Origin of the sequence: Rhizobium altiplani (genome assembly GCF_001542405.1) — a bacterium.
In the GTDB taxonomy this organism is placed as follows: Bacteria; Pseudomonadota; Alphaproteobacteria; order Rhizobiales; family Rhizobiaceae; genus Rhizobium; species Rhizobium altiplani.
This window is the reverse complement of sequence record NZ_LNCD01000138.1, coordinates 46,984-72,086: the sequence shown is the minus strand read 5'-3', so window position 1 is coordinate 72,086 and position 25,103 is coordinate 46,984. Positions and strand designations below refer to the sequence as shown.

At 60.0% G+C, this 25,103-nt stretch carries 18 protein-coding genes; 8 read left to right on the top strand and 10 right to left on the bottom strand.

The genetic code is table 11. The features are described 5' to 3' along the window. Nucleotides 1–38: 38 nt before the first annotated feature. Genes AS026_RS33665 through AS026_RS33655 form a run of 3 tightly spaced genes read right to left on the bottom strand, consistent with a single transcriptional unit; the run spans nucleotide 39 to nucleotide 3,697 of the window. Nucleotides 39–1,088, bottom strand: coding sequence for an ABC transporter substrate-binding protein (locus tag AS026_RS33665; protein WP_100248228.1), 1,050 nt, complete (start codon nucleotides 1,086–1,088; stop codon nucleotides 39–41). Nucleotides 1,089–1,124: 36 nt separating this feature from the next. Then, nucleotides 1,125–2,528, bottom strand: a complete 1,404-nt coding sequence (locus AS026_RS33660; protein ID WP_062374961.1) for a sigma 54-interacting transcriptional regulator — start codon at nucleotides 2,526–2,528, stop codon at nucleotides 1,125–1,127. Next, a complete protein-coding gene (locus tag AS026_RS33655) occupies nucleotides 2,525–3,697 on the bottom strand; it encodes a PAS domain-containing protein (RefSeq protein ID WP_018860136.1) in 1,173 nt (390 codons plus the stop codon). Before AS026_RS33655 ends, AS026_RS33660 begins: the two co-directional genes overlap by 4 nt. Nucleotides 3,698–5,242: 1,545 nt before the next feature. Here AS026_RS33655 and AS026_RS43835 point away from each other — a divergent pair. Then, complete coding sequence (locus tag AS026_RS43835) at nucleotides 5,243–5,665, top strand: diguanylate cyclase domain-containing protein (RefSeq protein ID WP_245307711.1); 423 nt, start codon at nucleotides 5,243–5,245, stop codon at nucleotides 5,663–5,665. A gap of 222 nt (nucleotides 5,666–5,887) precedes the next feature. On the opposite strand, the gene AS026_RS33645 is transcribed toward AS026_RS43835, so the two are convergent. From AS026_RS33645 to AS026_RS33615, 7 genes are all read right to left on the bottom strand, one after another. Then, entirely contained in the window at nucleotides 5,888–7,027 is a 1,140-nt protein-coding gene (locus AS026_RS33645; protein ID WP_062375317.1) for a hypothetical protein, read from the bottom strand. Nucleotides 7,028–7,031: 4 nt separating this feature from the next. Then, nucleotides 7,032–8,204: a polysaccharide pyruvyl transferase family protein gene (locus tag AS026_RS33640; RefSeq protein WP_062374955.1), complete on the bottom strand. Its 1,173-nt coding sequence runs from the start codon at nucleotides 8,202–8,204 to the stop codon at nucleotides 7,032–7,034. 39 nt (nucleotides 8,205–8,243) lie between these two features. Beyond that, nucleotides 8,244–9,422 (bottom strand): polysaccharide pyruvyl transferase family protein, encoded by a 1,179-nt coding sequence (locus AS026_RS33635; protein ID WP_062374953.1) that lies wholly within the window; start codon nucleotides 9,420–9,422, stop codon nucleotides 8,244–8,246. A 39-nt stretch (nucleotides 9,423–9,461) separates the two neighbouring features. Further along, nucleotides 9,462–12,140, bottom strand: coding sequence for a glycosyltransferase (locus AS026_RS33630; protein WP_062374951.1), 2,679 nt, complete (start codon nucleotides 12,138–12,140; stop codon nucleotides 9,462–9,464). Continuing rightward, nucleotides 12,130–13,596, bottom strand: a complete 1,467-nt coding sequence (locus AS026_RS33625) for a DUF6212 domain-containing protein (RefSeq protein ID WP_100248226.1) — start codon at nucleotides 13,594–13,596, stop codon at nucleotides 12,130–12,132. The genes AS026_RS33630 and AS026_RS33625 overlap by 11 nt, the downstream gene beginning before the upstream one ends. Nucleotides 13,597–13,805: 209 nt before the next feature. Further along, nucleotides 13,806–15,041: a glycosyltransferase family 4 protein gene (locus AS026_RS33620; protein WP_062374946.1), complete on the bottom strand. Its 1,236-nt coding sequence runs from the start codon at nucleotides 15,039–15,041 to the stop codon at nucleotides 13,806–13,808. Between the two features lie 44 nt (nucleotides 15,042–15,085). Then, nucleotides 15,086–15,586, bottom strand: a complete 501-nt coding sequence (locus AS026_RS33615) for a MarR family transcriptional regulator (RefSeq protein WP_245307728.1) — start codon at nucleotides 15,584–15,586, stop codon at nucleotides 15,086–15,088. Nucleotides 15,587–15,854: 268 nt separating this feature from the next. On the opposite strand from AS026_RS33615, the gene AS026_RS33610 reads away from it, so the two are divergent. The 7 genes from AS026_RS33610 to AS026_RS33580 all read left to right on the top strand — a co-directional run bounded on the left by AS026_RS33610 (nucleotide 15,855) and on the right by AS026_RS33580 (nucleotide 25,071). Continuing rightward, nucleotides 15,855–17,612: a type I secretion system permease/ATPase gene (locus AS026_RS33610; protein ID WP_062374943.1), complete on the top strand. Its 1,758-nt coding sequence runs from the start codon at nucleotides 15,855–15,857 to the stop codon at nucleotides 17,610–17,612. Then, nucleotides 17,609–19,009, top strand: coding sequence for an HlyD family type I secretion periplasmic adaptor subunit (locus AS026_RS33605; RefSeq protein ID WP_062374941.1), 1,401 nt, complete (start codon nucleotides 17,609–17,611; stop codon nucleotides 19,007–19,009). The genes AS026_RS33610 and AS026_RS33605 overlap by 4 nt, the downstream gene beginning before the upstream one ends. A 273-nt stretch (nucleotides 19,010–19,282) precedes the next feature. Continuing rightward, nucleotides 19,283–19,942, top strand: coding sequence for a calcium-binding protein (locus AS026_RS33600; protein WP_062374939.1), 660 nt, complete (start codon nucleotides 19,283–19,285; stop codon nucleotides 19,940–19,942). A gap of 62 nt (nucleotides 19,943–20,004) precedes the next feature. Further along, entirely contained in the window at nucleotides 20,005–22,260 is a 2,256-nt protein-coding gene (locus AS026_RS33595; RefSeq protein ID WP_062374937.1) for a glycosyltransferase family 2 protein, read from the top strand. After that, nucleotides 22,257–23,093 carry a class I SAM-dependent methyltransferase gene (locus tag AS026_RS33590; protein WP_062374935.1) on the top strand — a complete coding sequence of 279 codons (837 nt, stop codon included), beginning with the start codon at nucleotides 22,257–22,259 and terminating at the stop codon, nucleotides 23,091–23,093. The genes AS026_RS33595 and AS026_RS33590 overlap by 4 nt, the downstream gene beginning before the upstream one ends. Next, a complete protein-coding gene (locus AS026_RS33585; RefSeq protein WP_062374932.1) occupies nucleotides 23,090–24,340 on the top strand; it encodes a glycosyltransferase family 4 protein in 1,251 nt (416 codons plus the stop codon). The genes AS026_RS33590 and AS026_RS33585 overlap by 4 nt, the downstream gene beginning before the upstream one ends. 8 nt (nucleotides 24,341–24,348) lie before the next feature. Then, nucleotides 24,349–25,071 carry a hypothetical protein gene (locus AS026_RS33580; RefSeq protein WP_062374930.1) on the top strand — a complete coding sequence of 241 codons (723 nt, stop codon included), beginning with the start codon at nucleotides 24,349–24,351 and terminating at the stop codon, nucleotides 25,069–25,071. The last annotated feature ends 32 nt before the right edge of the window (nucleotides 25,072–25,103 follow it).

The following is a 25,103-nucleotide window of genomic DNA, read 5'->3' as shown; positions in this document are numbered from 1 at the left end:
GACCTCTCAGCATGCGGAATTTTCGACGTCTCAGCCCATCACGGAGCAGCCTTTACAGCGTTCCAGACCTCGAGATACTTGTCGAGCCGCTTCGGCTGCTCCCACATCACCAGGCTTTTCACGAAGCCGATGTTGCCGACCTGCCGCTCCTTCTTCAACGTTTCGTCCATGCATGACGAGACGGCCTCCGGATTCACGGGGAAGTAACCGGTAGACTGAGCAATCCCGCACTGGCCCTCTGGCGACTGCATGAACGAGATGAACTTGTAGGCGCACTCGGTGTTAGCAGACCCCTTCGCGATCATCATCGAGTCCATCCAGCCTTCCGACTTTTCTTTTGGAGTGAACTCAACCACTTTGAAGCCCTTGTTGAGGCCGTTGACGTCCTTGCTGGTGAGCCCTGTCCACGCGTTCGACACGTAGACCTCCTCATTGGCCATCAACTCGGTGAGTTCGCCGGCCGAGGCCCAGTATTTGCGAATGAGCGGCTTCTGTTCGATCAGCTTTGCCTTCACTGCTTCAAGCTGTTCATCCGTAAGGTCGTAGATGTCATTGTAGCCGAGATATCGTGCCGTCCAGTAAAGGGCCGACTTATCGTCCCACAACGAGATCTTGCCCTTGTATTTCGAATCAAACAGCACGCTGATCGAATCTGGAGTTCCAGCGACCTTGTCGGCACGATAGATCAGCGACACGGACCCCCAGATCAACGGTACGGCCCATGTCTCGCCTTCGGCGGTGACTGCGCTGGCTTTAGAAAATTCCGGATAGACTCCGTTGTACCCCTCGACTTTCGAAGTATCGATCGGATCAACAAAGCCGGCCTTCTGCATCATCGGAACGGTATCGAGCGACGGGGTGATAATGTCGTACACTCCACCGCCCGCTGCGAGTTTTGCTGCGAAGTCATCATTCGAACCGACATAGGAGGCGGTCACCTTGCAACCGGATGCCTTCTCGAACTTGGGAATGAAAGTGTCCGCCGCGTAGCCTTCCCAGGTAAGAATGTTGAGGTCTCCGGCATACGCAGTGGCCACCTGTGGCAATATTGAAGCAGTGGCTACCAACGTGGCTATTACTGTTTTCATTCTATTCATTCTTCGTTCCCCTTGTTGTTTAGAACGTCATTGAATGCGCTTGGTCTTACGAACAAGCGTGGCGACATCGATGCCGAGCGCCTTGGCGGCGCTTCTTTTGCTTCCATTCTCGGCGATGGACTTCTCGAGAACCCAGGTCTCGAACTCGTGGACGAGATCTTTGAAGGATCGCGCCATAAACGCACCTGATGCCGCTTCGACCGCGCCGGGATTCGCGCCCGCAGACGTCGCGCCCTCCAGCGGCACGCAGAAATGTTCCGGAAGCGCCACGTCGTCTGCTGCCGCGGCTGCGTTATCAATTATGTTGACTAGCTCCCGCATGTTGCCGGGATAGGGATGTGCGAGGAGGCGGTCGCGGAAGCCCGAAGACAATTTGAGCGCGGGACTTCGCCCTTGATTGATCCGTTGGAGGTGACGCTCGATAAGCAAATCAAGCAGCTCGCGATCTCCGGCCAGAGTCGGGAGAGGAATATTCACGACCGATATTCGATAGAAGAGGTCCTTGCGGAATTTTCCGGCCTCGACGAGCGCGTTCAGATCCTCGTTTGTCGCCGCGACCAAGCGTATTCGGATCCTGCGTCGCTGAGACGATCCGGCACGGCTGAAGGTCTGGGTTTCAAGAAGCGCAACGAGCTTCATCTGCGCGGAGTGGGGCAGATCGCTGATCTGATCGAGGAACAGAATCCCGCCGTCCGCCGCCTCTACGTAACCCAACTTGCCTCTTGTTGATGCGTCGAGCTCGGATCCGGGCTCGATACCGAACATTTCAATGTCGAAATTTTCAGCCGACAGCATACCGCAATTAACATGCACGAAGGGGGTGGAGTCCGCCTCGGACCGTAGAGAGAGATGCCGGGCGAACTCGGTCTTTCCAGTGCCGCTATCACCTGTCAGAAGGACCGGACTGCCGCGATCAATCGCTTTGGAGGCCCGTCTCAGCAGGTCGCCCAGGCGTTCAGTTTCAACGTACTGCGCCACTTCCGTAAGCGGCAACTCGGATTCAAACCGGAACCCTTCCGAACCTGGGGCTTTCGTAGCGCGTGCAGACTCACGCATCGTCAAGAGCGCGCCGTAGGCACCACCATCCGATGTCCTAAGGATACTGACAGACGCCACGACGCTACGCTGTGAATTTAGAACTCCGGAAACCTCGATCCGCTTTAGCTGTTGCAGCGATGCCGCCAGCTTCTGCATAACAGGTCCGGCCGTCTTGACATGCTTTCCGAGCGCCGTTCCAACCATCGCGCTCTTGGCGAGATTGAGCAGAACCTCGAGCTTGGTGTTGACCAACTTGATCGTACCGTCAATTTCAAGAAGGGCCGCGCCGTCCGGTAGAGCCTCGAGGAAGCTGGCCATCTGCGGATCGTCGATGAACGCGGGCCGAAGGCGACGGGGGGAAAGAGTTGCGACGTCGTTGCCATAAAATTTCATCGTCCGTCCTCCATCACGGCGGTACGCGCACGGCGACGGGCCTTGCGACGGGCTGTAAGAACGTAGCGACGTATCTCTCCCTCGATGCCTGCCGCCCGAAAGCGCCATATCTCCTTCGAGCCATCGGCAGCCGTCACCGCAAGATCGCAGCCGTAGTCCTCTTCGCTTCCGTCAACCGCTGCCTGCCGCAGCCGTGCTGCCACATCCCTGCCCTCGACAAAGTGATCGACAGGCTTGCCTAAAATCTGTTCTGCCGACCGGCCCCAAGCAGACTCTGCAGCAGGATTCGCGGCAAGGACCTTCCCCTCCTCGGACATGACGAGTATCGGATCCGGCGTGGCGCTCAGGATGTCGAGCATCGTAGCGGCCCTATCGGAGAGTTGCTGCTCGCGGCGACGATGTGGACCAATATCGCGTGTTGTTCCCCACAGGCGCACGAGGAGACCGTCCTTGATGGCTGCCCGGAAGTCGTTCTCGACGAGCATCTCAGAGCCGTCGTGCCTGCGGTCGATCGCCGCGGCGTGATCGAGGCGATAGTTCGATCGCACCAGGTCGCGGATCATCTGTCGGTTCACATTGGTGTCCGGAAAATAGCGCGATACCGGCTGTGTGTTGAAATCGAGAGACTCAGGCACGCCATAGAGTCGAGCCATGGCGTCGTTGCACGCTCGCCAGCGGCTTTGATTGGAGAAAACGCGGTCCACTATCTCATCTTCGGCGAGCGAGACGTCGATTGGCTCGAGGAACTCGATGCACCAACACGCCTCGGTAGCCGCACCAATCATCTGCGAGAGAATTTCGATCCGTTCAGCAAGTTCCGGAGCGGTACCCAGAGCCGCCGAAGTCAGGGCCTGCTTGACAATGGCAATCCCCCGCTCCTTGTCGCGAAATGCCGTTGCGACCATCGGCGTCTCATCATACGCCGACGCGTTGACCCAGACCGGAAAGCTATGTGCTTCCTGTACGCCATCAGCCGCGAGCAACCGTAGGAAACTGGCAGACTCGCTGCTGTAGATTTGCTCGAGAGCAACACCGCCGTCCGCGTCGGTTGGCTCAATGGAGAGTTCGCGCGCCTCGTAGGCGTTCATTTTGACGATCCGGCCCTTTTCATCGATCCAATCGATGAAAAGCGGCACTCCATTCAAAAAGTGTGCGTTTTCTTCTGACATCATTTCTCGCTGTCGGGTCCGGTGTTGCAAGATTGCCCGGTCGACCTGGCCAACATCCAGCCATTGGTTCCGGTAAAATCAACCGCCTTCGCATAAAATCTCGAAAAATGCGTTTCCAGGGGCAAAGACGTGCGCAAAACTGCAACGAAGTTCTGCAATACTGCAACACTTTTCAAGACTTTCACATTTTTATCGGAGAATGTGCGCCGATTTTGAGTGCCCGGAAGACGAGCGCCGCAGTCGTTTCTCCTTTAAAACAGCTCAACCTTCGACCGAGAGGCGGCGTGGGTCCGGGCATCAGGTCATAGGGATGCATCCATCCGGGCCATGCCCCGAGTCTCTCCTTCCACTGAGCAATCCTGGCGCAACGGCCTAGATCCTGTGCCCTCAGGCATGAACACGTATCCGGCTAAGGATAGATCCGCGATCGTTGGCCTCTCTCTGAGAAAGAAGGCTGTGAGGGGACATGGCCAAAGCGGCGGTGACCTGCCGTCGACTGGCGGGGTGGAGTAGCTCGCAGGTAAAGGGGATTGAGGGGAAGGTTACGCCAGGATGTCGACCATCTTACGGTCGCTGCCCGGTTTCGGGAGCAGATATCACTATATGGCTTGTTTGCTGCGCACGGCTTCCGAAGGCATAGGCGCGCCCGCGTAGAGTGGATTGTGGAGAATCTGCAGACGCTGTGGTGGCCGGCGCCTTCCTGAGCGGCGAGACCTGCCAGCCTGTTCTCCTCCTTCCTCGCACAGATGGATGTGCTGGACTTCATGGAACGCCATTTCGTTGCCGAATTAAACGCAGATTCCATCGAGAAGCTGCCCATCGGTGAGCAGACACAGCGTCCAAAAAGAAAAAGCTCCTCGACGCTTATGCGGAGGAGCTTCGGTGCAAAATCCGGAGGTTAGAGAATTTGCAGATAAATCTGGTTGCGGGGGCCTGAGCCCACAGAGCCTTGTTTTTTCTCACGTCAATGTCAATCGAACCGGGGCTCCACGGATTCATGTGCTAGGAGCAAACATTCAGGATGCCAACGTCGAAGTGCGAATGGGTATTTTGAACGAGCGCATATGCCTTGGCCTGTCAGGCCGCGATCAGTAGGCGTGACCATAAAATTTTGGGTGGCTAAAGCTAAAATGCCGTCGGATTTATTCACCTGCTATTTTCGGCGAATCTGTCAAATATAGCGACCACTGTAATGGCTCCGTTTTACCGATGACCCTGCAATTTCGATTTCGCCCAGCCGCAATAGTCGCGCATATCAAGAGCGCAACGCTCGGCGCCCTTACCTCGGCGGCTGGGATGACCGCGGTCGTTTGCTTGTTAAGCCTGCTTGTCCCCGAACGTCCGTTTTGGGTAGAATTAACGGCTGTGGCGTTGATATCGGTGGCTGTTACATTTCCGCTGCAATTTGCGCTTCAACGACGCAAAAAAGCGCTTCGTGATCTCCAGAAAGAACTTCAAGACGCCCTCCACCATGATCCCATCATAGTCACACTGTGCGCCGACTCAGTTGCGACCCCCGTCGAGCATGCGATAGACCGCAGGCGCGTGAGCACCGGGGAAAACCCGGATGGCGTCATTCTCGTTGTCAGGGTCGGCAACTTTGATGAGATCGGTCGTCGCTATGGACCGCAATGGGCAGATACACTGCTTCAATCGATTGCTTGGATCGTCCATTCTTCCGTGCGCCATGGTGATCTCGTCGCCCGCGTTGCCTCCGACGAAGTCGGGATCTATCTGCCAAGTGCAACAATGGAAAATGTCGACAAAATCTGCGAGCGCATCCGCGCTCGGGTATACGAAACCACCTTCATAGCCGGACAAGAGCGGCAGATATCCGTGACGGTGCGGTTTGGCGGCACCAGGGTCGAGGACCAATCCGCCTTCCAGGCACTCAGCGAGGCTGCCAACAGCGCGGCCCTCGCGGAGGAAGAGGCTGGCCCCCTCCTTTTCCGGGAGTTGTTTTCGTGAGAGGGCTTTCGGGCCGCCGGGCATATTCGCGTTAGCAGCCTGTCGACGGCGCGCCGCGGAGTTTTGGGCGAGACGGTTCGCCGCCCCGGCGACTGCCGCGCCGCCAACCGCGTTGATCCCATAGACGCCGGCAGGCTGGTCTCGGACCGGGCCGGATCAAACTCTGGGGGTCCCAAGGTAAAAAGCTCGAGTCAAAGCGAGGCGACCTGGCCCGGTTCCCGGCTATGGCGATCCTCTTGCCACCCCACCACCGGTATTGGTTTCGGTGGCCGCGACTCCGGCTGGGCCTAAGACGCCGCAGCGCCAAACGCTGTAGACCGGTTGCGTGTCCCAGTCGTAGTAGAAGGCTGCTTCCAGCCTCCCTTCCTCCATCATCTCAGAGAAGCCGCGGCGCACGGCACGGACCGCCTCTTCCCGCTCACGGTCGTCGAGAGGGCAGGACAGCGCGGTGTTGGCAATGCCCCATTCGGTCACCCAGCACGGCCTGCCCTGCCCTTCGGACTGGCAAAAATCGAGGACCGTCGTCACGTAGCGCGCAAGTGCCGCGTTGCCTTTGCGCCCTGGGTAGACATGGATGCCGTAGCCATCGACCAGCGCGTCAATCCCCCGCCCCCGCAGCAGCGAAATAACCGCGGAGGGATCGAGCCGTTCCATGCCACGGCGATCTGCCTCGGCAGTGCCGACGTCGGAAAGCCCGGCTGAAATCAGAAGCGCGTCGCGGCTGTGGGCCGTCGCTTGCAATTCTTCCCGGGTCACGCGGACGGTGCCGATATAGGCGTCGAGGCCGCGCTCGAACGCCGAGCGATTTGCGACTTCCGAAACCCTGCGCGGCGTGCGCCGTCCGGGTTTTTCGTAGACCACGAGGTCGCCATTGTAGGCGCTGAAATTTATCTCGTTTCCGGGCTCGACGGCGTCGATGCGGATGCCCATGCCGTCGATCCGGCGAAGCGCCGCGCGCAGGTGCGCACGGTAAAGATCGAGGTCGAGATCCGAAAGCCGTTGAACGTCCCAGACGCGGCCGAAACCGGCCCGAGGGCGCGTCTCTGGCGGATAGTAGTCCTTGTTCCCGAGCTGGATCTCGAGGAGGATCTTCAGCCCGAGCCGATCCGCAATTTCGAGCGCTTCGATGCTTTTGCCCACCGGTCTCGACAGTGAAAGCCGGACATGGGTGATGCCGCTTGCCGCTATCTCCTTCAGCACCCGCTCCTGATCGGCGCGGGAAAGCCAGGCAAGGTTTACCCGGTTTATGCCGATGCGACCGGCGAGCGCATCCTCCGCGTCCGCCGGCCGCGCCGGGGCTAGGGCCCAGAGCGCTGCCAGCGCGCAAGCGAGTAGCGCGCGCAAGCGCAGCCTCGCCGTCATCTGCTCAAAGTCCGATCTGCCCCAGAGCATTTCGGAAATTCGCCTCGCAGGCGGAATAGCGGTCAATCACGGCCTGCGTGTCGATCTTTCCGAGGAAATTGGAGAGATAAGAGCGCTTGTCCACCTCCCTGTTCCAAGTGGCCGCCTCGATATAGGGGAAGCCGATGAACTCCAGCATTTCCCGCATTCGGTCATCGACCGCGATCATGAGCGCGGGCGTGCCGGCCTGCATGCCGATAATGCAGCCGTGGAAACGACGACCGAAGCAGAAATCGCGCTCGGACATCGCGGTTCGCCACTGGTTCGTGTCGAAATAGACCAGCAGCTCGTGTTTCCGCTGCCATTTCTCCGAATGCTTGTATTCTGTCCCCCCGGTGATACGCCCGCTCGCCCGATCATAGACGATGTCGTTGTCGTCGCCGGTCAGAGAGAGATTGTAAGCAACCACTTCGTCCTGGACGACATAGCTTGCGACGCTGTCGGGTTTGAGAAGCGCGTGGGCATCGACGATCGTATCGGCAACGCTGCCGAGATAGCCGCCAAAGGCGATTTTCTGGGCTTCAGACAGTCCCGGATTGGCAAGCGCCGAGAGCGAGCGCTTCATGTCGTTCGGCGAGAAGTAGAGCGACGGGCAGCCGGTTGGCTTGACGAACTTCATTCCCTGCTCTCTCAGGAACTCGGCGGTGAAATAGCCCCGCGTGAGGAAGAAGCTTTCCTTGTTTCTCAAGACCTCCAGGAACTTTAGCGTGCCAGCCGGCAGCTGCTCCTTGAGGCCCTCCTTGCGCTGAATGCCGATGCCCATCACCACGACCGGCATCTTCAGCTTGGCGAAGATCTCCGCTTCGAGATCGGCGGAATAACCCGGCCGCAGGAGATTGGCGGAGGCGAAGACACACAAGTCGAATTCGCGGTTCACGCGTTCGTAGAGCTCGTTCGAATCCCGATTGTTGGCGAGATGCCAGAACGGCAGATAGGTAACGTCATGGCCGCGCAGGCTTTCGGCCGCGCCTTCGCCGATCAGGTAGTTGCCGGTGTTGGCGATCTTCCTGACCTGCGCGATCAGGCCTTTCCTGGTCCTGGCCTCGTCGAAATAGGGCCGATAGATGACGGTCGTGCCGGAGACGTCCGCAATCGTCCGCTGCAGGTAGGATGGGATTCCCGTAAGCAAGATACGCATAGCTGTCCTCTGAACCGAAAAGAGATGGCCCTGGGGCCGCTAGAGTCCGATACCGATTTCACGTAGCGTGGTGCGGAAGGCGCGTTCACGGTCGGAGTACCGGTCGACAAGTTCGCTCGTGTTGAGCTTTGCCAGATGATCGGCCACGAACTCGGCGCGGTTCTCCGCCTTGTCGATCTCGTTGATGTCGACGGCGGGCAGGCCGGTGAAGCCGAGCATCTCACGCATGCGGTCGTCCACCGCCACCATCAGGCTCGGCACCGCCGCCTGCATGGCGATGATCGATCCGTGGAAACGACGGCCGAGATTGAAGTCCATCGACGAGGCCCAGGCGCGCCACTGGTTGGTGTCGTAGAAAGTTCGAACCTCGAACCGCTGCTTCTCCCGCTCAGTGCCGGGGTACGCCAGATCACCGATCATCAGGCCCGATGCGGAATCATAGACGCGACCCTCTTCGTTGGGCTCCACCTTCATGTCGAAGTGGAGAAACTCGTCCTGAACGACGTATTGCGGAACTGTGTCCTGTGGGGCCAGCGCATTGGCGTCGAGGATCGCATCCTGATTGCCGCCGAGGTAACCTGAAAAGATCGTCCGCGCCTTGCCGATCTTAACGCTCGACAGCTTCGTCATGGACCGGCGCATGTTGTCCGGCATGAAATAGACGGAAGGGCAGCCGGTCGGGCGCACGAAGGAGAAGCCCTGGTCCTTCAGGAAGCCGGCCGACTCGTGGCCGCGCGTCAGGAAGTAGTGCTCCCGCTCCTTCAGGATGGCCAGGAGCCGCTTGGTTCCTTCAGGAAGATTGTTCTCCAGGTCCTTGCGGTTTTGCAGGCCGATGCCCAACATGACGATCGGCATGTTGAGCCGGCTGAGGACCTCCGCCTCGGCGTCCGCGGAGAGCCCCTTGCGCAACAGGTTTGCGCAGGTAAAGACGCAGATGTCGAAGTTGGCGTTGAACTCGTCGAACCCGCCGCCGCTCTTGCTCAAATTGTAGAGATGCCAGAAGGGAACCTGCTTCGCATGCGGCGCAAGTGCGCGCAGAGCGCCCTCGCCGATGAGGTAGTTGCCGGTGTTGCTGATGTTGCGCAGCTCCTGCAGGAAATCCTCTTTCGATTCCGGCTGCTTCTGCCGCTCTGCATAGGAGACGGACAAGCCATGGGCGCCATTGGCAAGGCGCGTGTAGTGACCAGGAATACCCGTCACGAGAATTCGTGGACGCATTCGACTAGACCTTTCTGTTTCAGGGGGGCGGCCCGGCAATCAGCCGATCGCCGCAACCTCGGGATTTGTCACTGGCGGCTCGCGAAAGACTGCGGCGCGGGACAGTGATGAGTTATTCACAGAGCGATCGCTCCACGCGATGAAGTCCGAGAAGGAGGAAGCCCATGACCGGCGCGCTGCAGTCCGGAGGCAGCCCTCCATGAGCGGGGCGAGCCTCTCGCGATCGTGCGCGACCTCTTTAATGATCCGCGCCATCTCCCTCACCACCTGAGGATCGGAAGCCGCGTTGACGAGTATACCGTCCTCGCCGTCGGAAATGAGTTCGTCCACGGCGCCGACCGCAGTCGCGATTGGCACGCAGCCGAGCTGTTGCGCCTCGGCGATCATCAGCGGCGCGCCCTCCCAGCGTGACGGCATGACGAGAATGTCGGCCCAGCCCAGCGCTTTGATCAGATCCTTGCTGGCGAAGACGGGCGGACGCACGTCGACGCCGAGGTCCTTCAATCGCTCGCTCCAAGACAAGCTGGAATCGGCAAGGATTTCCCCTCCAATGGCCCGGGCGTCGAAGGAAACGTTGGAGGCTCGCAGTTCCGCGAGCGTCGACGCCAGTCGATCGATGCCCTTCTGCTGATCGAGCCGCCCCATATAGAGAAGCCGCAACCGGTCGTCCTTGCGCTCGATCCGCCTGACCGCCAGAACCTCCGCCAGGGCTTTGGGCGGCACCGTGAAACTCGCCCCATTGGCAACCGCGAAAACTTTCTCATGCGGGACGCCGTAGCTGTGCAGATAGATCTTGAGCTGTTCGGAGCAGGTCAGGAAGGCATCGTAGCAATGTTCGTGGGCAATCGCTGCGAAGGGCTGCCCAGCGGGCCTCTTGAAGGCCGTATTGTCGACAACGTGAAGATAGCAGGCGGTGCGCGTGCCTTCGGCGCGCAGTCGTGCGATGAGGGGATGGACGGCCATCACGTGGTTGTTGATGACCAGGTCGAACCCGGAAAGCTGTCCCTTCAGCGCCTCCCAATCGACCGCGTGCCCCTCGGCGATAAAGTCCTGCCCCAGGAAGGAACCCGACCCTCCCCAGGCCGGAATTCCCGCGTCCCAGAAGTGAATGTAGTCGAAGCTGGAATCGAACTCATCGATCACATCCATCCGGGACGTGCCGAGCACGAAGAGATGGGTTTCGTAACCCGCCGCCTTCAACTCCCGGCCTGCCGCGTAGACGACTTTCTCGGCCCCGCCGAAGGAGGCGTTCGGCACGAGTAGTGCTACGGTCCGCTTGCCGTCGCTGTGACCGAGCGGTAGAACCGGTGATCCCCCAATTTCCTTGCGCAGCGCCTTGTGCAGATCGGCGTAGGGCACGAGCCGTGCCGGGCGCCAGGTCCACCGCCTGCCCGCCGTCTCGCGCAGGGGGCTCGCGGAAATCGCGTTGACGCAATTGATCATCACCTGCTGAGGCGTGATGAGAGACCGGCGCGGGAGACTTCTTGGAAACGGGAAGCGCACTTTCAGTACAGTCGATGTCGGCCATACTTGCTGGCTGCCAATCGAAGCGAACCAGTCCACCGCGTTGTTCTGGACCACGTCTTGGATGAGCCGGGTCGAAAGGAAGATGAGATCGGCGGAACCGATCCGTTCTGCGCCCGCTCCATGAACGATCGGCTCGAGCTTGCGCTGGGCGGCATCGTTGGCAAGTTGGACGAAGACGACGTTGCTGCTCTCGCTCAGGCGCTCAAGATGGGCAAGCACGTTCGGCAGCATGCGCGAACGCCGGAGCAGGTCGAGCGCCGCGCCGCTTCCGGCGACCATGAATGGCGGGAAGTGTTCATTGTCGGGTTCGCCGATGTTGGCCCAGAACGCCGGGATGATGTCGTCGAGGCGAAGCATCGCCGGTGGCTTGGTGGGATCGGTGAAGAAGGAGATCGCAGTATCTTCCGTTCGCGCAAACAGGTAGCGCGGGCACTCCTCATGCTCGAAGTCCACCAGCATCGGTCGCTGGAATAGTGATTTGTGGCGCTTGCGCAGGAAGCTCACCGACGTGGCGCGGTCTCGGTTCGCCTCCTTGAAGCGGCTTTCCGCCCGCAGCCTGTATTCGAAGACCGTGTCATGGCAGGGCGTGCCGACGAAGCCATGCTCGATGCAGGACAGCCAGAACTCCCAATCCTCGAAGCCGTTCTGCCTGTCGTCGTTGAAGCGGACGCCCGACTGGAAAACGTCGATCGAGATCATCGATCCCGTGTCGCAGATATTGTCGGTTATGCAGTGGACCAACCGCGAATAGCGGTTGCCGTAGTGGGCGCGCCAGCTGACGGAAAACGTGTCGATATTGGTGTAGACCCACCCGCAACCACTGGCTTGGAGCTGCCGGTAAAGCGTCTGGATGGTGCCGGGAAGGACGCGATTGTCGGCATCCAGGAAATAGACGGCCTTCGCCTCGGGAAAACACTCAAGAACGTATTCGATGGCGCGATTGCGTGCGCCGCCCGGACCGGCGTTCTGGCCGATCACGACATGGACGCAAGGATGGGCAGCGGCATAGAGCAACAGTTGGTCGAACGTCTCATGCCGCGGATCGCCGTCGACCGAGATGACAATGACGACCCGGCAGCTACTCAGATTCGAGGCAAGGACGGACTCGATCGCCTCCAGGGCGAGTGCCGCGTGACCATAGAGGGGCATAGCCACGGCGATCAGTTCGGGGAGCTCCTTGTTACCGGACATCGGCGGCTTCCATCGATTGCTTGACCAGCCTGAAGCCGGACACCTTGAGCCAGGAGAAATCGACCGAATCCGTCACTGCGCGGCTGAGGATCATGAGATCCATCGGGCCGCGGACCGGCTGTTCCAGCTGGATGTTGATGTTGACGACCTGATTTGACGTGACTTCGCGCCATCCGCTGAAGAATGCTGATGGCCTGGCCGCGCCCTTTCGCGCGAGCTCGGCCACTTCGGAACGCGCATTCGAATTCGCCGGGGCGAGCAGGAAGCTGACCGCCGCGGGCTGACCTTGAGGATGATCAATGACTGCGCTTGCCGAGAAGGATATCGTTCCGGGCTCGATGGCGCGGCTGACCGCGCCCGCGGATATGCCGCTCGGCAACGGGTGGCAGACGATCGCATGCTCATGTTCAAGGAAGCGCACGGTCTGGAATTCCGGGACGATTGGTGTGACCGAAACGTCCGCGATCTGGCTCAATGTGTCGACCGGCAAACGATAATCGACGATGAACTGACCTTCTAGCAGATTGCTCGGCGCAATCATGTTGAGTGCGTTGGCGGGCTTGACGCCGGGCAGTCCCGTAAACACCTTGAACGCCAGCGGGCGCAGGTCGAGATCCGGATGCGGAAGTTCCGACCGCGCCGAATAGCGCTCGCCGGCGATCGGATAGCCGAGCGAAACGCCGACGGTCTCGGGTCCGGTCGCGGAGATTCGCAGCCGAAGCGTGCGCGCTGCCCCTCCGCAGGCACGGGGCAACGAGAAGAAATTCCAGTTCGGCACGAGTTGCGCATAGGGCACGGTCCACTCGGCCACCCCTTCGCCGCTTTCGAGGTAGCTCAGCGCGACGACGAGCTCTCCACTGACCCTCGGCACCGAATGCAGGTGAAGAGCAAAACCGGCCACGCCAAGGCTGGATACCGGCAGCAGCTGCTCGACAAAGGCGGTGGCAAGCAGCTGCCCGATCCCGTCGTCCTTTGGATCGGCATAGGGATCGTGGGAGAAAATCTCGGAAACCGGCTCCCAGTTTCGCGCCTGGAACGCATCTTCAAGGGCCCTGTAGTTTTCCAGCAGCGTTTCACGCTCCCGGCGCAGGATCGCGAGCTCCGAGGTGATCGAGGCGCTGTACTGGGCGAGCCGGCCGACGCCACCCTCGGCCAGCGCCCGCAGAAGCGCGAAACTGTCTGACTTGTTGACGGGATCAAGCCGCTGGAGGGGAACCGCGGGGACCGTCCCCAGCGATCCAAGCAGCGCCAGACGCTCCTGCAGATCCGCCTCGCCATCGTCGGAAAAGGCGACGGCGATCAATGGAAATGCATTCTGCAATGTCGCTGAAGAGTAGCCATTCTCGAGGTGAACGATCAGATGCTCGATATCGCTGCCTTCGAAGCATGACCGATCCCGATCCGATGCTGCTATCAGCTTTCTCGTCGCCAGTCGTTTTCCAATGCCGGAGGACATCAACTCTCGCACTTACGACCTCTGAAGAATTGTTTCGGAACAAAAACCAAAGACACCAGACAATCAGCTTCTTTCTCAAATCATCGCGGCGTCACGAGCAAGAATCTAACAACTACGATTGCGGTGCACAATAAGAAAAAGCGACGACTTATAAGAAAAGAACTTCAGATATACTTTAAAATTCAAAGTAATAACTGATTATTTTCCATTCATGAGCGACGGATAAACGATTTTCCGATCATCCCTTCGAGAATACCCCATTGCCGATCGAGACAGTCCGTCAGCCGGAAGCGATTTTCGACCGTCCGGCGCGCCGCTGCGCGTATCCCGAAATAGCGTTTCGGCTCCTTCAGGGCGTCGAGAATGGCCTTGGCAAGCGCGTCTGTGTCAAAAAATGGCACCAACAGGCCGTTCCGGCCGTCGCGTATGACTTCCTGGACAGGAGCGGTATCCGACCCAATGACCAGGGCTCCGCACGCCATTGCCTCCAGCACCGACCAAGACAAAACGAATGGATAGGTCAGGTAGAGGTGCGCGGACGAAATCTGGTAAAGCCGCCGCAAAACGGAATGCGGCACCACGCCGGGGAAGAGAATATTCTCCCGTGGCATATCCAGCGTCTTGAGGAGATGGTCCTTCCAGGCCCCACCGCCTGGCGGAGGCATACCATAGCTGACGCCATCTCCGCCGACGAATACGAAGAGCGCATCCCGACACTGCCGCGCAACCTTGGCGGCAGCCTCCAAGGCCTGTGGAAATCCGCGGTACGGCTCGAGGTCGCGCGCGACGAAGGTGACAATGGGAGGCCCGCCTGCAGTGAGCACACGTCCATCCGGAAGCGTCACCGATGCTGTCGGATCCGGTCGAAACCGCACCGTATCGATACCCTCGTGGCACACTGAAATGCGGCCCTGGGCATCGACGGGATACAGGCTTTTCTGCCAATGGGTGGGGCTGATACCCGCCTCAATGGCCTCGAGGGACAAGAGCTGCGCGATGTTGCGCAGGCGCAGCCTCTTGCGCGTCTCCAGATCAGGCTGATCGTCGGGCGAAAACCCGATGTCGGCGCCTTCCGGCCGGTAGAAGAACTCGCAATATCCCAATGCGGGCACCTGTGGCAGCACGTCTTTCAAGAACATCATGCTGCCCCAGCCGATATGGCCGACGACTACGTCCGGCGCTAGCCCTTGCCGCACCATGGCATCGAGCGTTTCGGCAACACGATGGCCGATCCGCGCGTGGTGATCGGGAATACCCATGTGCCGGGCCATGTGCGGATTTGCGCGCGGGCCTGGTTCCGTTCGATGTCGAACGACCCGAACGGATGGGATCTTCCTGTCTATGGTCTCGGTGATAAGGCTGACCTCATTGCCCGCCTGCGCGAGTTGAGTGGCCAGGGCAGCGAACTGGCCGAAGCCCCTGCGATGGACAAACGCCACATGCATCGCGTCTAGTCCGCTTTGGCCAGTCCCGCGGCACCACTCACCGCTTAGACGCCGAATCGTGAAGCGTTGGCCCAGGCCAGTTCAAGCTCGTGCAGCGTCTGGAAGGCCGTCTCAAGCATCCGTTGATCCTGATCACCACGTTTCACCGCACGCTCGTAGGCCATCGCCGCGTCGCGGAGATTTGCCCTAAGCTGGCTCCCCTTCTCCGTCAGCTTGATGCGTGCGGACCGCTTGTCGCGCTGGGAGGCAACGCGATCAATGTAGTCGCCGTCGGCAAGCTGCTTCAAATAGTAGGAAACATTGGAACCAACATAATGCCCACGTTCCAATAGCTCGGCGACCGAAAGCTCCGAATCGCCGATTGCGAGCAGTATCATCGCCTGTGCCGGGCCAACATCATCTACACGAAGCTTGGTGAGCTCCGCGCGGATCAAGCCTGAAAACCGTCGACTTGCTCGCTCCATCAAACGAGCGAGCTCGAAATACGTAATCTGCCGGAGGTCACCGAACTCGAGATCTTGAGCATGCCCGGGATCTGCTTGCACAGCCCGCCCCCTATTTCCAATGCTCAGATCGTCATTCAGATCGGAAAGATTAAGCACACTATCGTCGTTCACTATATTCTCCGCGTTGGAAAAATACTTCAAAATTAGAAGTAATATTCAAATATGTCCATCGACCCCAATTAGTGTGACCTTGCACACCCCCGCCCTTCTATGCCAGATTGGCCGAAGCAATACTACACTCCCGCCCGGTTATAACCAATTCCGTCCTCCAGCAGATAGCCATAACGTTAATTCGAGGCAAATCGCCATGCGTGATACTGTTCAAAATGAGACAAGAAGCAAGGGTCAAATATTGGGAGGCAACGACAAAAACAACCCAGGCTTGCTGATCGCTCAAGCAAAGCGGGTATTCCTGTCCGGGCTAATTTATGCGGCGGCGCTAAGCGTGTGCCTGAATTTGCTACAACTTACGATGCCTCTGTTCATGCTGCAGGTTCATGACAGGGTACTCAACAGTCAGAGCATGGAGACGCTGGTCATGCTCATGATTTTGGCGATCGGCGCGCTTGTGGTGCTCGGGGTCCTGGAATTCATCCGCGCCCTCTCCTTCCAAGCCATCGGTGGCGCACTCGTGCGCCGTTTGAACATGCCAGTCCTTGCCGCCGCCGTTCAGGCCTCGGTCGACCAGGGACTGTCGCGAGCGACCCAATCGCTTCGGGACATCACGGAACTGCGAAGCTTCCTGACCTCGTCAGCGGTGACAGCGCCTCTCGACGCAGCCTGGTCGCCGATCTTTCTCGGCGCTCTTTTCGTTCTGCATCCGCTATTCGGCCTCATCGGGGCCGTCTCGGCGGCGCTGCTCGTTTGCGGTGGTCTGATCACCGACATGCTGACGCGCCAACTCACGAAGGAAGCGAACCAGACAAATGTCGAAGCCATCTCGAAGATTGGCGCATCACTCCGGCATGCCGAGGCTATCGAGGCAATGGGCATGCTGCCGGCGCTGGCAAATCGTTGGCGCGCCTTGCAAATGCAGGCTCTCGACGGCTTTGAAGCGAGCGGGAGCAGGAGCAAGGCGATGTCGTCCGTCACCCGCAGCCTCCGCTATTGCATCCAGATCATCACCCTTGCGGCCGGAGCGTTCCTGGTGCTGGAGCAGGCAATCACGCCCGGCGCGATGATGGCATCGAGCATCCTTGTCGGACGCCTCCTGATCCCTTTCGATTCGGTCATCGACAATTGGCGGCAATGGGTGCTGGCGATCGCAGGCTGGCGTCGCCTTCAAGCCACCCTCAAGGCCGATCTTGCCATCCGCCAAACGATGCCGACGCCGCACTCGTCGGGCGACATCGTCGTCGACAAACTGGTATACGCAGCCCCTGGCCTGGATGTACCGATCATCAAGGGCATTTCGTTCTCCCTCTCTCCAGGCGAGGTTCTGGGTGTGGTTGGTCCCTCCGCGGCGGGCAAATCTACCCTCGCCCGGCTGCTCGTCGGTATTTTGCGCCCCACGTCCGGCGGCGTCTTCCTCGACGGCAACAACACCTATCTCTGGGAGCGCAGTTCGTTCGGTCAGGTGGTCGGATATCTTCCGCAATCCGTCTCCCTTCTGGAAGGCACGATTCGAGAAAACATCGGGCGGATGGCGGACAGCGATCCATACAAGGTGCTGGACGCGGCGCGATCGGCCGACATCCACGACATGATCGGCCGCCTGCCACTCGGCTACGATACGCCTGTCGGCGACGGCCACCTGACGCTTTCCGGAGGACAGCGGCAGCGCATAGCGTTGGCGCGTTGCCTATACAACCGGCCTCGCTTCATCGTCCTCGACGAGCCCAACGCAAATCTGGACGCGATTGGCGAGCGGGCCCTTATCCGCGCGATCCGGCACGCGCGTGACGACGGCGCAATCGTCATCATAATCGCTCACAGGCCAGCCATCATGCAGGTCGCCGACAAACTGCTCGTGCTTGAAAACGGCCGCGTCGCTCAGTTCGGTCCGCGAACGGACGTGATCCCAGTCCCAACGCCCGGCGAAGTACGCGAGGTGGCCGCGAAATGACGGAGAATAAGCCCCTTGCAGCCCGCCCCGACCTTTCCGAACGTCGTCTACAGACGCATCAGCCCGTGCCGCTGAGTGTCAGCCCTCCGCACCTGGAATTCGAGCCATTCGATAGCCGCTCGCCGCTCCGCCGCCTTGTCATCGCAGGGATAGCCACGATCCTTTTGTCCTTTGGTGGATTCTTTGCCTGGGCACTTTCGACAGAACTCAGCAGCGCGACGGTCGCCAGCGGCACGGTCATCGTCGATTCGAAGCGAAAGACCGTCAGCCACTTTGAAGGCGGCGTCATGAGCCGGTTGCTGGTTCAGGAGGGCGACAAGGTGGCCGCCGGCCAGCCCCTGATCGAGCTGGAGGATACACGCGCCCGTTCCAGCCTGCGGTCACTCCAGATCCGGCGCATCGGCCTGATTGCCAAACTGGCGCGATTGAAGGACGAACAGACCAACATGCCGCGGGTCACCTTTCCCCAGGAACTTGGCGATGCAAAGGACGTCGCCGTCGACGACGCCATCAGGGCGGAGACGGTGTTTTTCGAAAAGCGGCGCGAGATGCAGGCGGGGCGGATAGAGGTCCAGAGAAAGACCATCGAGGAGCACCTCGAACAGGCGAAGTCACTCGGCGTTCAAATCCAGGCGACCGACCAGCAGCTCGGCCTGCTTGACGAGCAGCGGGCGGCGATGGTGACATTGGAGAAAAAAGGCGCCGTTTCCCGCACGCAACTCATCGAGATCGAGGCCCGGCTCAGCGGGGTGACACGCGAGCGGGGCGAGCTCGCAGGCGACAGGGCCCGGGCGGAAAAGGCCGGAGCGGGCGCACAGCTTGCGCTGACCGGAATAGAAAGCGAGTTTCAGTCGACGATTGCCGGCGAAATAACGACGGCGCGCGTCGAGCTCGCTGATGTCGAAGAGCAGATCACGGCTTCAAACGACGTGCTGCGGCGTCTTGAGATCCGCTCTCCGCAAGACGGGATCATCAGCAACATCTTCCTGCGCACCCCTGGCAGCGCGGTCACGCCCGGTCAGGCTCTGCTCGAGATCGTTCCGGAAAATGAGCCCCTCCTGATCGAAATGCGCGTCAATCCTCGTGACATCGACAGCATCGCCGTGGGCTCCAAAACGCAGATCCGGTTGACAGCCTACAATCAGCGTTCCCGCCTGCCCATGGAAGGCGCCATCACATATGTGGCCGCGGACCAGTCGGTCGATGAGAAGTCAAATTCGGCGTTTTTCGTCGCGCGCGCCAAAATCGACCCGGCATCGTTCAAGGCCAACCCCGATGTCCGCCTCTATCCCGGCATGCCCGCGGAGGTGCTGATCATCCACAAGTCACGCCTTGCAATCGAGTACCTTACCTCTCCCGTCGTCGAGAGTTTCAATCGCGCCTTCAGAGAAGATTAGGAACTGAAAATAGATTCAGGACAAACCGTATGTATTTTGTTTCGATTTTTGAAGTTCTTTCCAATTAATTTGCTGAATTTTTACTTCATAAACTCCGGTATTTACGAAACAATGTACCAATATGACGTAAAATAGGAAATTTATTTCTCAAAAATAGACGTTTTCTCTTCATGGGACGCTTGCGTTGTTCTTTGTTGCAATGCACATTCCTGGCGCGCAATTGCCGCACCCGTGCGAGCAACGCGTGCATAGAAACCCGAAGAGGAGAGGCAGATGGCAACATTGGAAGGCGGTGCATACAACGACGCCCTGTTCGGCTCCCGTTTCAACGACTTCATTCGCGCCCATGGGGGCGATGATTTCGTGAGCGGCGGCAACGGACACGACATCGTGTTCGGTGATGATGGTGACGACCTGCTGTTCGGCGGAAAGGGACACGATACCCTGTTCGGCGGCGAAGGCAGCGACCTGCTGAACGGTGAAGACGGCAACGACAACCTCGTCGGCGGCTGGGGTGATGACCTTCTTTACGGCGACAAGGGCCACGATACCCTGTTCGGCGGACAAGGAAGCGACCTTCTGTCCGGCGGCAAGGGCAACGACATCCTCTATGGCGGTGACGGTGCCGACATTCTCGACGGCGGCGCCGGCAACGATGTGTTGGCAGGCGGTGCTGGCCATGACGTCTTCGTCTTCGACGGCGGCGGCGGCAATGACGTCATTCTCGACTTTACCGCGGGCGAGGATCTGCTGCAGATCTCGAAGGGCATCAATGGCCTCGACGTGTCTTCGCCCGACGACCTGGCCTCGCGCATCACCCAGGTCGGCGGCAATGTCGTCGTGGATCTCGGACATGGCGATACGCTCACCCTGGTCAATGTCGATGCCGACGACATCCAGGCAAATCCCGAGCACTACTTCACAGTTCACTGAGCGTGAACCGCGCGCCCTGCTTCCTCCCGTGGGGCGCGCCATTCCAATTCAGAGGATAGCGTGTGACGTTCGACGTATCGATAGACGCCACGGGCGATTTCAGGAATGCGGAGATTTTTCGGCTCGGCGCCGACCTGGCCGTCCTTATCTCGGATCTCCCCCCAGCCCTTCCCGCCGCCACAAGGTGCCTGTTGTCCATGGACCAGTCACCGGTACCGCTGGTCAGCATGACGCTCCCGCTTCGCAACGGGAGGCAACGCATGTTCTGGGCGATGAGGCCGGGAAACCAGCCAGCGAACGTGGATATCTGTACTGAAGACGGCTGCACCATTGATACCATCGTGATGCCGCCCGCGCGCACACTTGCGCCACTCGATATTGAGGCATTGTTCGCTGATCTCGCGCCAGATGCTCGCATCAAGTTCGTCAACAACCTCCTGACTGTGTGGCGAAGCGCCTTCCGCATTGCCAGCGACGATCTGTTCAGCATGGTGGTTGAAGACGCCCTTCACCTGCTCGTACCCGAACCGCAACCCGCCAGCATCGTGTGCCAGGTTGTGCAAGGGCGCCATCTGATCGAGACGACCATCAATCCGGATCTGGGCGACATCACAGCAATCTATGCCGTCGGCGCAGCGTCGATCACACGCTTGGCCGTAAGGGTCGTCCTTGGGCGGAATGGGAAACACGGCTCTCGGTCGTGCCATTTCATCACTGAGGCGCCGTCCCCCTCCCCTCCGTTTCTCATCGTCCTTCTGAGCAAGAATGGCGTTGCCATCCGCCAGCTCGCCGACAGCAAGTCTCGCTATTCCGGCCTTCAGAGTTGGTGGGATAAAAACCTGCAAGCGGTCGAATTGCGCGAAATGATTGTCCGTCGGCTCGCCACCTTGCCGGAAGGCGGCGCCGCCACGGCGATCGACCTGCAAGTTCGCGCACCGCTGGCGCCAAGCCGGATCGCCAAGTCATCGATGCATCCGTCCGGAGAGGTCGATCTTGCTCTGGCGCTCGACGGCGGCCTTTTGGCCGGCGGCTGGTTCCATGCGCCGTCAACCGCGTTCGCCGGCATCGATTACGTCAAAGAGGACGGTACGGCCGTGCCCCTCGACGGGAACAGCTACGAATTTCCGGCTTGGGCGCAAGGGACCGAGGAAAAGAGCAAGACCGATGTGACCGGTTTCGTTGCCTGGGTCCCTCTGACGGAATCGCCGGGGCCGCTCCTGCAGCCCCGATTTCAGATGCGCCTCGCTTCCGGAGCAGCAAGGCCTCTCGTGCCGAATCCGCAGGCCTTCGAGGCAGCAATGCAACGAAACCACGTCCTGCGCGCCGTACCCCCACAGCATGCGGTCGACCGCGCCTTCCGTACAATCCTCGCCCCCGCCTTGCAGACCGTCGAGGCCCGATTGGGCAAGTCCATCGAGGTCGACCGCACCAAAGACTACGGCACTCCAAAACGTGCGCCGCTCGTTTCCATCGTAGTCCCTCTGTACCGGGTCCTCGACTTCCTGCGTTTCCAGCTGTCCGGGATGGCGACGGATCCATGGCTCGCCGAGAACGCAGAAATCATCTACGTCCTTGATTCCCCGGAAATTCAGGACGAGACGGAGCACCTGCTGGGTGGCCTGCACCTGTTGCACGGGCTAGCGATGAAGTTCGTGGTGATGAACCGCAACGGCGGCTACGCGCGCGCTTGCAATGCCGGCGCACGTTTTGCACGTGGCGCCATTCTGGTGATGCTCAATTCGGATGTTGTGCCGTCCGCGCCAGGCTGGCTGCAGGTGTTGTCGCGTCCGTTGCTGGAACGCCCAAAACTAGGCGCGATCGGCCCGAAGCTGATCTTCGAAGACGGATCACTGCAGCATGCCGGGCTCTACTTCGGCCGCGACCAGCGCGGGATCTGGCTGAACCACCATTTCCACAAGGGCATGCCGCGCGACTACGCGCCGGCGCAACATGCTCGCGAGGTTCCCGGCGTCACCGGTGCCTGCCTGGTGAGCCGCAGGGACACTTACGAGAGCGTTGGCGGTTACACCGAGGACTACGTGATCGGCGACTATGAAGACAGCGATCTGTGCCTCAAGATCCGTCGCCTCGGGCTCCAGATCGTCTATGAGCCCGCAGCGTGCCTGTATCATTTCGAGCGTCGCTCGATCCGCCGCAGCCAGGACTACATGCGCGGCGTTGCAAGCCAATACAATTCGTGGCTGCATACCCAGCGGTGGGATGATGACATCACCGAGCTGATGGCGAACCGATTTGGCAAAGACCCGGATCAACCCGCCAGCGCGGGTAGGAGAATCCGGGAGAGGAACGCGGCATGACGCAAGTGGCACTCATGCATCCCGCGCCGGCGCGGCTGATCGATGAAGACCGTGTTCGCTGGCTCCTCGAATCCATTCGGTGCAATCGTTTTCTGCCGCAACCGGATTCGACCGACGTCGTCGTCGGAGACGGTGATTTTCGCGCGATAGGGTCAGAGTTCCTCGGTTACTTCATTCGCATCGGCGGCCTGCGCGAAGACAGCCGCGTGCTCGACATCGGTTGCGGTATCGGCCGGATGGCCGTGCCGCTCACCCAGTATCTCGATCCGCAAGGGAGCCGCTACGATGGCATCGATCCGGTCGAGGGCGGCATCGGCTGGTGCCAGCGGACGATCACGCCCGTCTACCCCAATTTCGCCTTTCAGCGACTGGATATCGCGCACGAACTCTACAACCCGAACGGCAAGATCAACGGAAGGGCGTTGGCGTTGCCCTTTCCCGATCGTCATTTCGACTTCGTCATCATGACGTCCGTCGTCACTCATTTGCCGCCCGCTGAGGTGCTTGTCTATCTCGCCGAGGTCCGCAGAGTGCTTTCACCCGGGGGGCGCTTGTTCATGACCGCGTTCGTGGTCGACGGCATCGCCGCGGCAAACGAAACCGGACGGCGCGATCCGCGTCTTGCTTTCCGTCGCTATCGCGAAAGCCCATGCTGGTTCGTACCCAACCAGCCACCGCTTGCCGCGATCGGGTTCGAAGATGGCTTTCTGGACAAGGCGCTGGAACGGGCCGGTCTCTCCGTCGCGCTCAAATCGCTTGGCCGTTGGCGCGGCACAAGCGCTGGCCACCATCAGGACTTCATCGTGGCGAAGCGCCGGGGAAATGGTCGATGAGCAAGCGCATTCTGGTGGCCGCCCATAACCATCCGTCGCTCCATCCGGGTGGAACGGAGATATTCGCCCACGACCTGTTTCGCGCCTATCAGCGCGCGGGTAATGAGGCTCTGTTTCTCGGTGCCACGAACCAGATCCATCGCGAGGCGAGGCCGGGCACGAGCTTTCAGGGCATCGGCCCGGCAGGAGACGAGGTCCTGCTATGGTCGGGACACTTCGACCATTTTTTCATGAGCCAGATCGACCTCTATGGCGTGGTGCCGGATATAACGGAGTTGCTGCGCGAGTTCCGGCCGGATGTGGTCCACATCCACCACCTGTTGCTGCTTGGCGCTGAGTTTCCTCACATTATCCGCCGCACCCTGCCCCACTGCCAGATCGTCATGACGCTCCATGACTACTATCCGATTTGCCATCATGACGGGCTGATGGTGCGTACCGGCAGCAAGGAGCTTTGCCATCAAGCCAGCCCGGACCGCTGCCATGGCTGCTTCAAGGACATTCCCCTCGATCGTTTTGTCCTGCGCGAACGGCACCTGAAGGCCCTTATGAGCACGATTGACCACTTCGTATCACCAAGCGCTTTTCTAAAGGATCGCTTCGTGCAGTGGGGATTGGACAAAGATGCGGTCAGCGTCATTCCGAATGGCATCCCGATCCGAAAGGCCGGCGCGCAACGGGAGCTGCTCGAAGGCGGGCGGCCTATCTTCGGCTATTTCGGAAATCTCAATCCCTGGAAAGGGGTGACCGTATTGCTCGACGCCGCGCGCCAGCTTCTGGCCGATGGCCACGAATTCGAGCTGCGCGTCCATGGCGGCGCGCCATTCCAGAGCAAGACCTTCGTCGACGAGGTCGATCGCCGCTTCGCCGAAACGGCGGAATGCGTTCAGCCCCGGGGTCCTTATCGACGAGAAGATATCGGCGACCTGGTGGCCGCGGTCGATTGCACCATTGTTCCTTCCATCTGGTGGGAGAACGCGCCGCTGGTCATTCAGGAGGCCCAGGCCAAGGGGCGTCCGGTCATCGCCAGCAATATCGGGGGCATGGCTGAAATGATCGAGCACGGAGTCAACGGCCTGACCGTGCCACCCAACGATGCGCGAGCACTCGCCGCGGCTATGCGGAGCATATTGGAACAGCCGAACCTGCTGCGCCAGTTCGCCGAAAATGCTCGCAAGCCCGATGACATCGATACGACCGCCCGTCGCTACCTCAAGCGGATCGAGCCGGCACTGCTTCCGGCATAGGAGAACTCATGGCAAGTCCCGCTGAACGACCGGATGCCGCATCCGAACAGGACAACGCCAAGCCGATGAACGGCCGGGTGGATGCCATCGACATGGGCCGGATCTTCGGCTGGGCGTTCGACCCGGTTTCGCCGGACCAACGACTGACCATCCGAGTCCTGCTCGATGGAAAGGTGATTGCCGAAACGGTTGCCGATCGCAATCGACCCGACCTGCGGCGCAACGGTATTGGCGACGGCAATCACGCATTTGAAATAGCACTTCCGGATCCCGTCCAGTCGCGCACGAACGATCTCGTGGTGGTGGCACGAAACGGAAGCGGTTCCGAGCAGCCCTTGCGCGTTCCCCAACCGGACGAGCAGGCGGCCGAAGCCCTGATCGCCGCGCCGCTAGCGAAAGTGCTCGACAAGCTCGACCTATTGATGGCGTCCCAGCGGCAACTGCAAGTCTCGCAGCGCGCCCTACAGCGCGCACCTGATGTGGACCAGACTGAGACCGGCCTGACCGACGTCAGAAATGCCGTCGAAAGTCTCTGGGTGAATATCGGCCAACGGCTGAATGATCTCGATGTCCACCTGATGCGGCTGGATGGTGTGGTGGCGGGATTGGAGAAGAACCTGAGCGTGTTGCAGAAGCGCAAGAACGGCGAGTTGAAACCCTTGCTGCTGTTGCTGTTCGCTCTTGTGGGATTTGCCGCGGGCGCCGGCCTCGCGCTGATGGCCAGGATCTGACACGGGGAGTTTAAGGCGTGCTGGTTACAGAA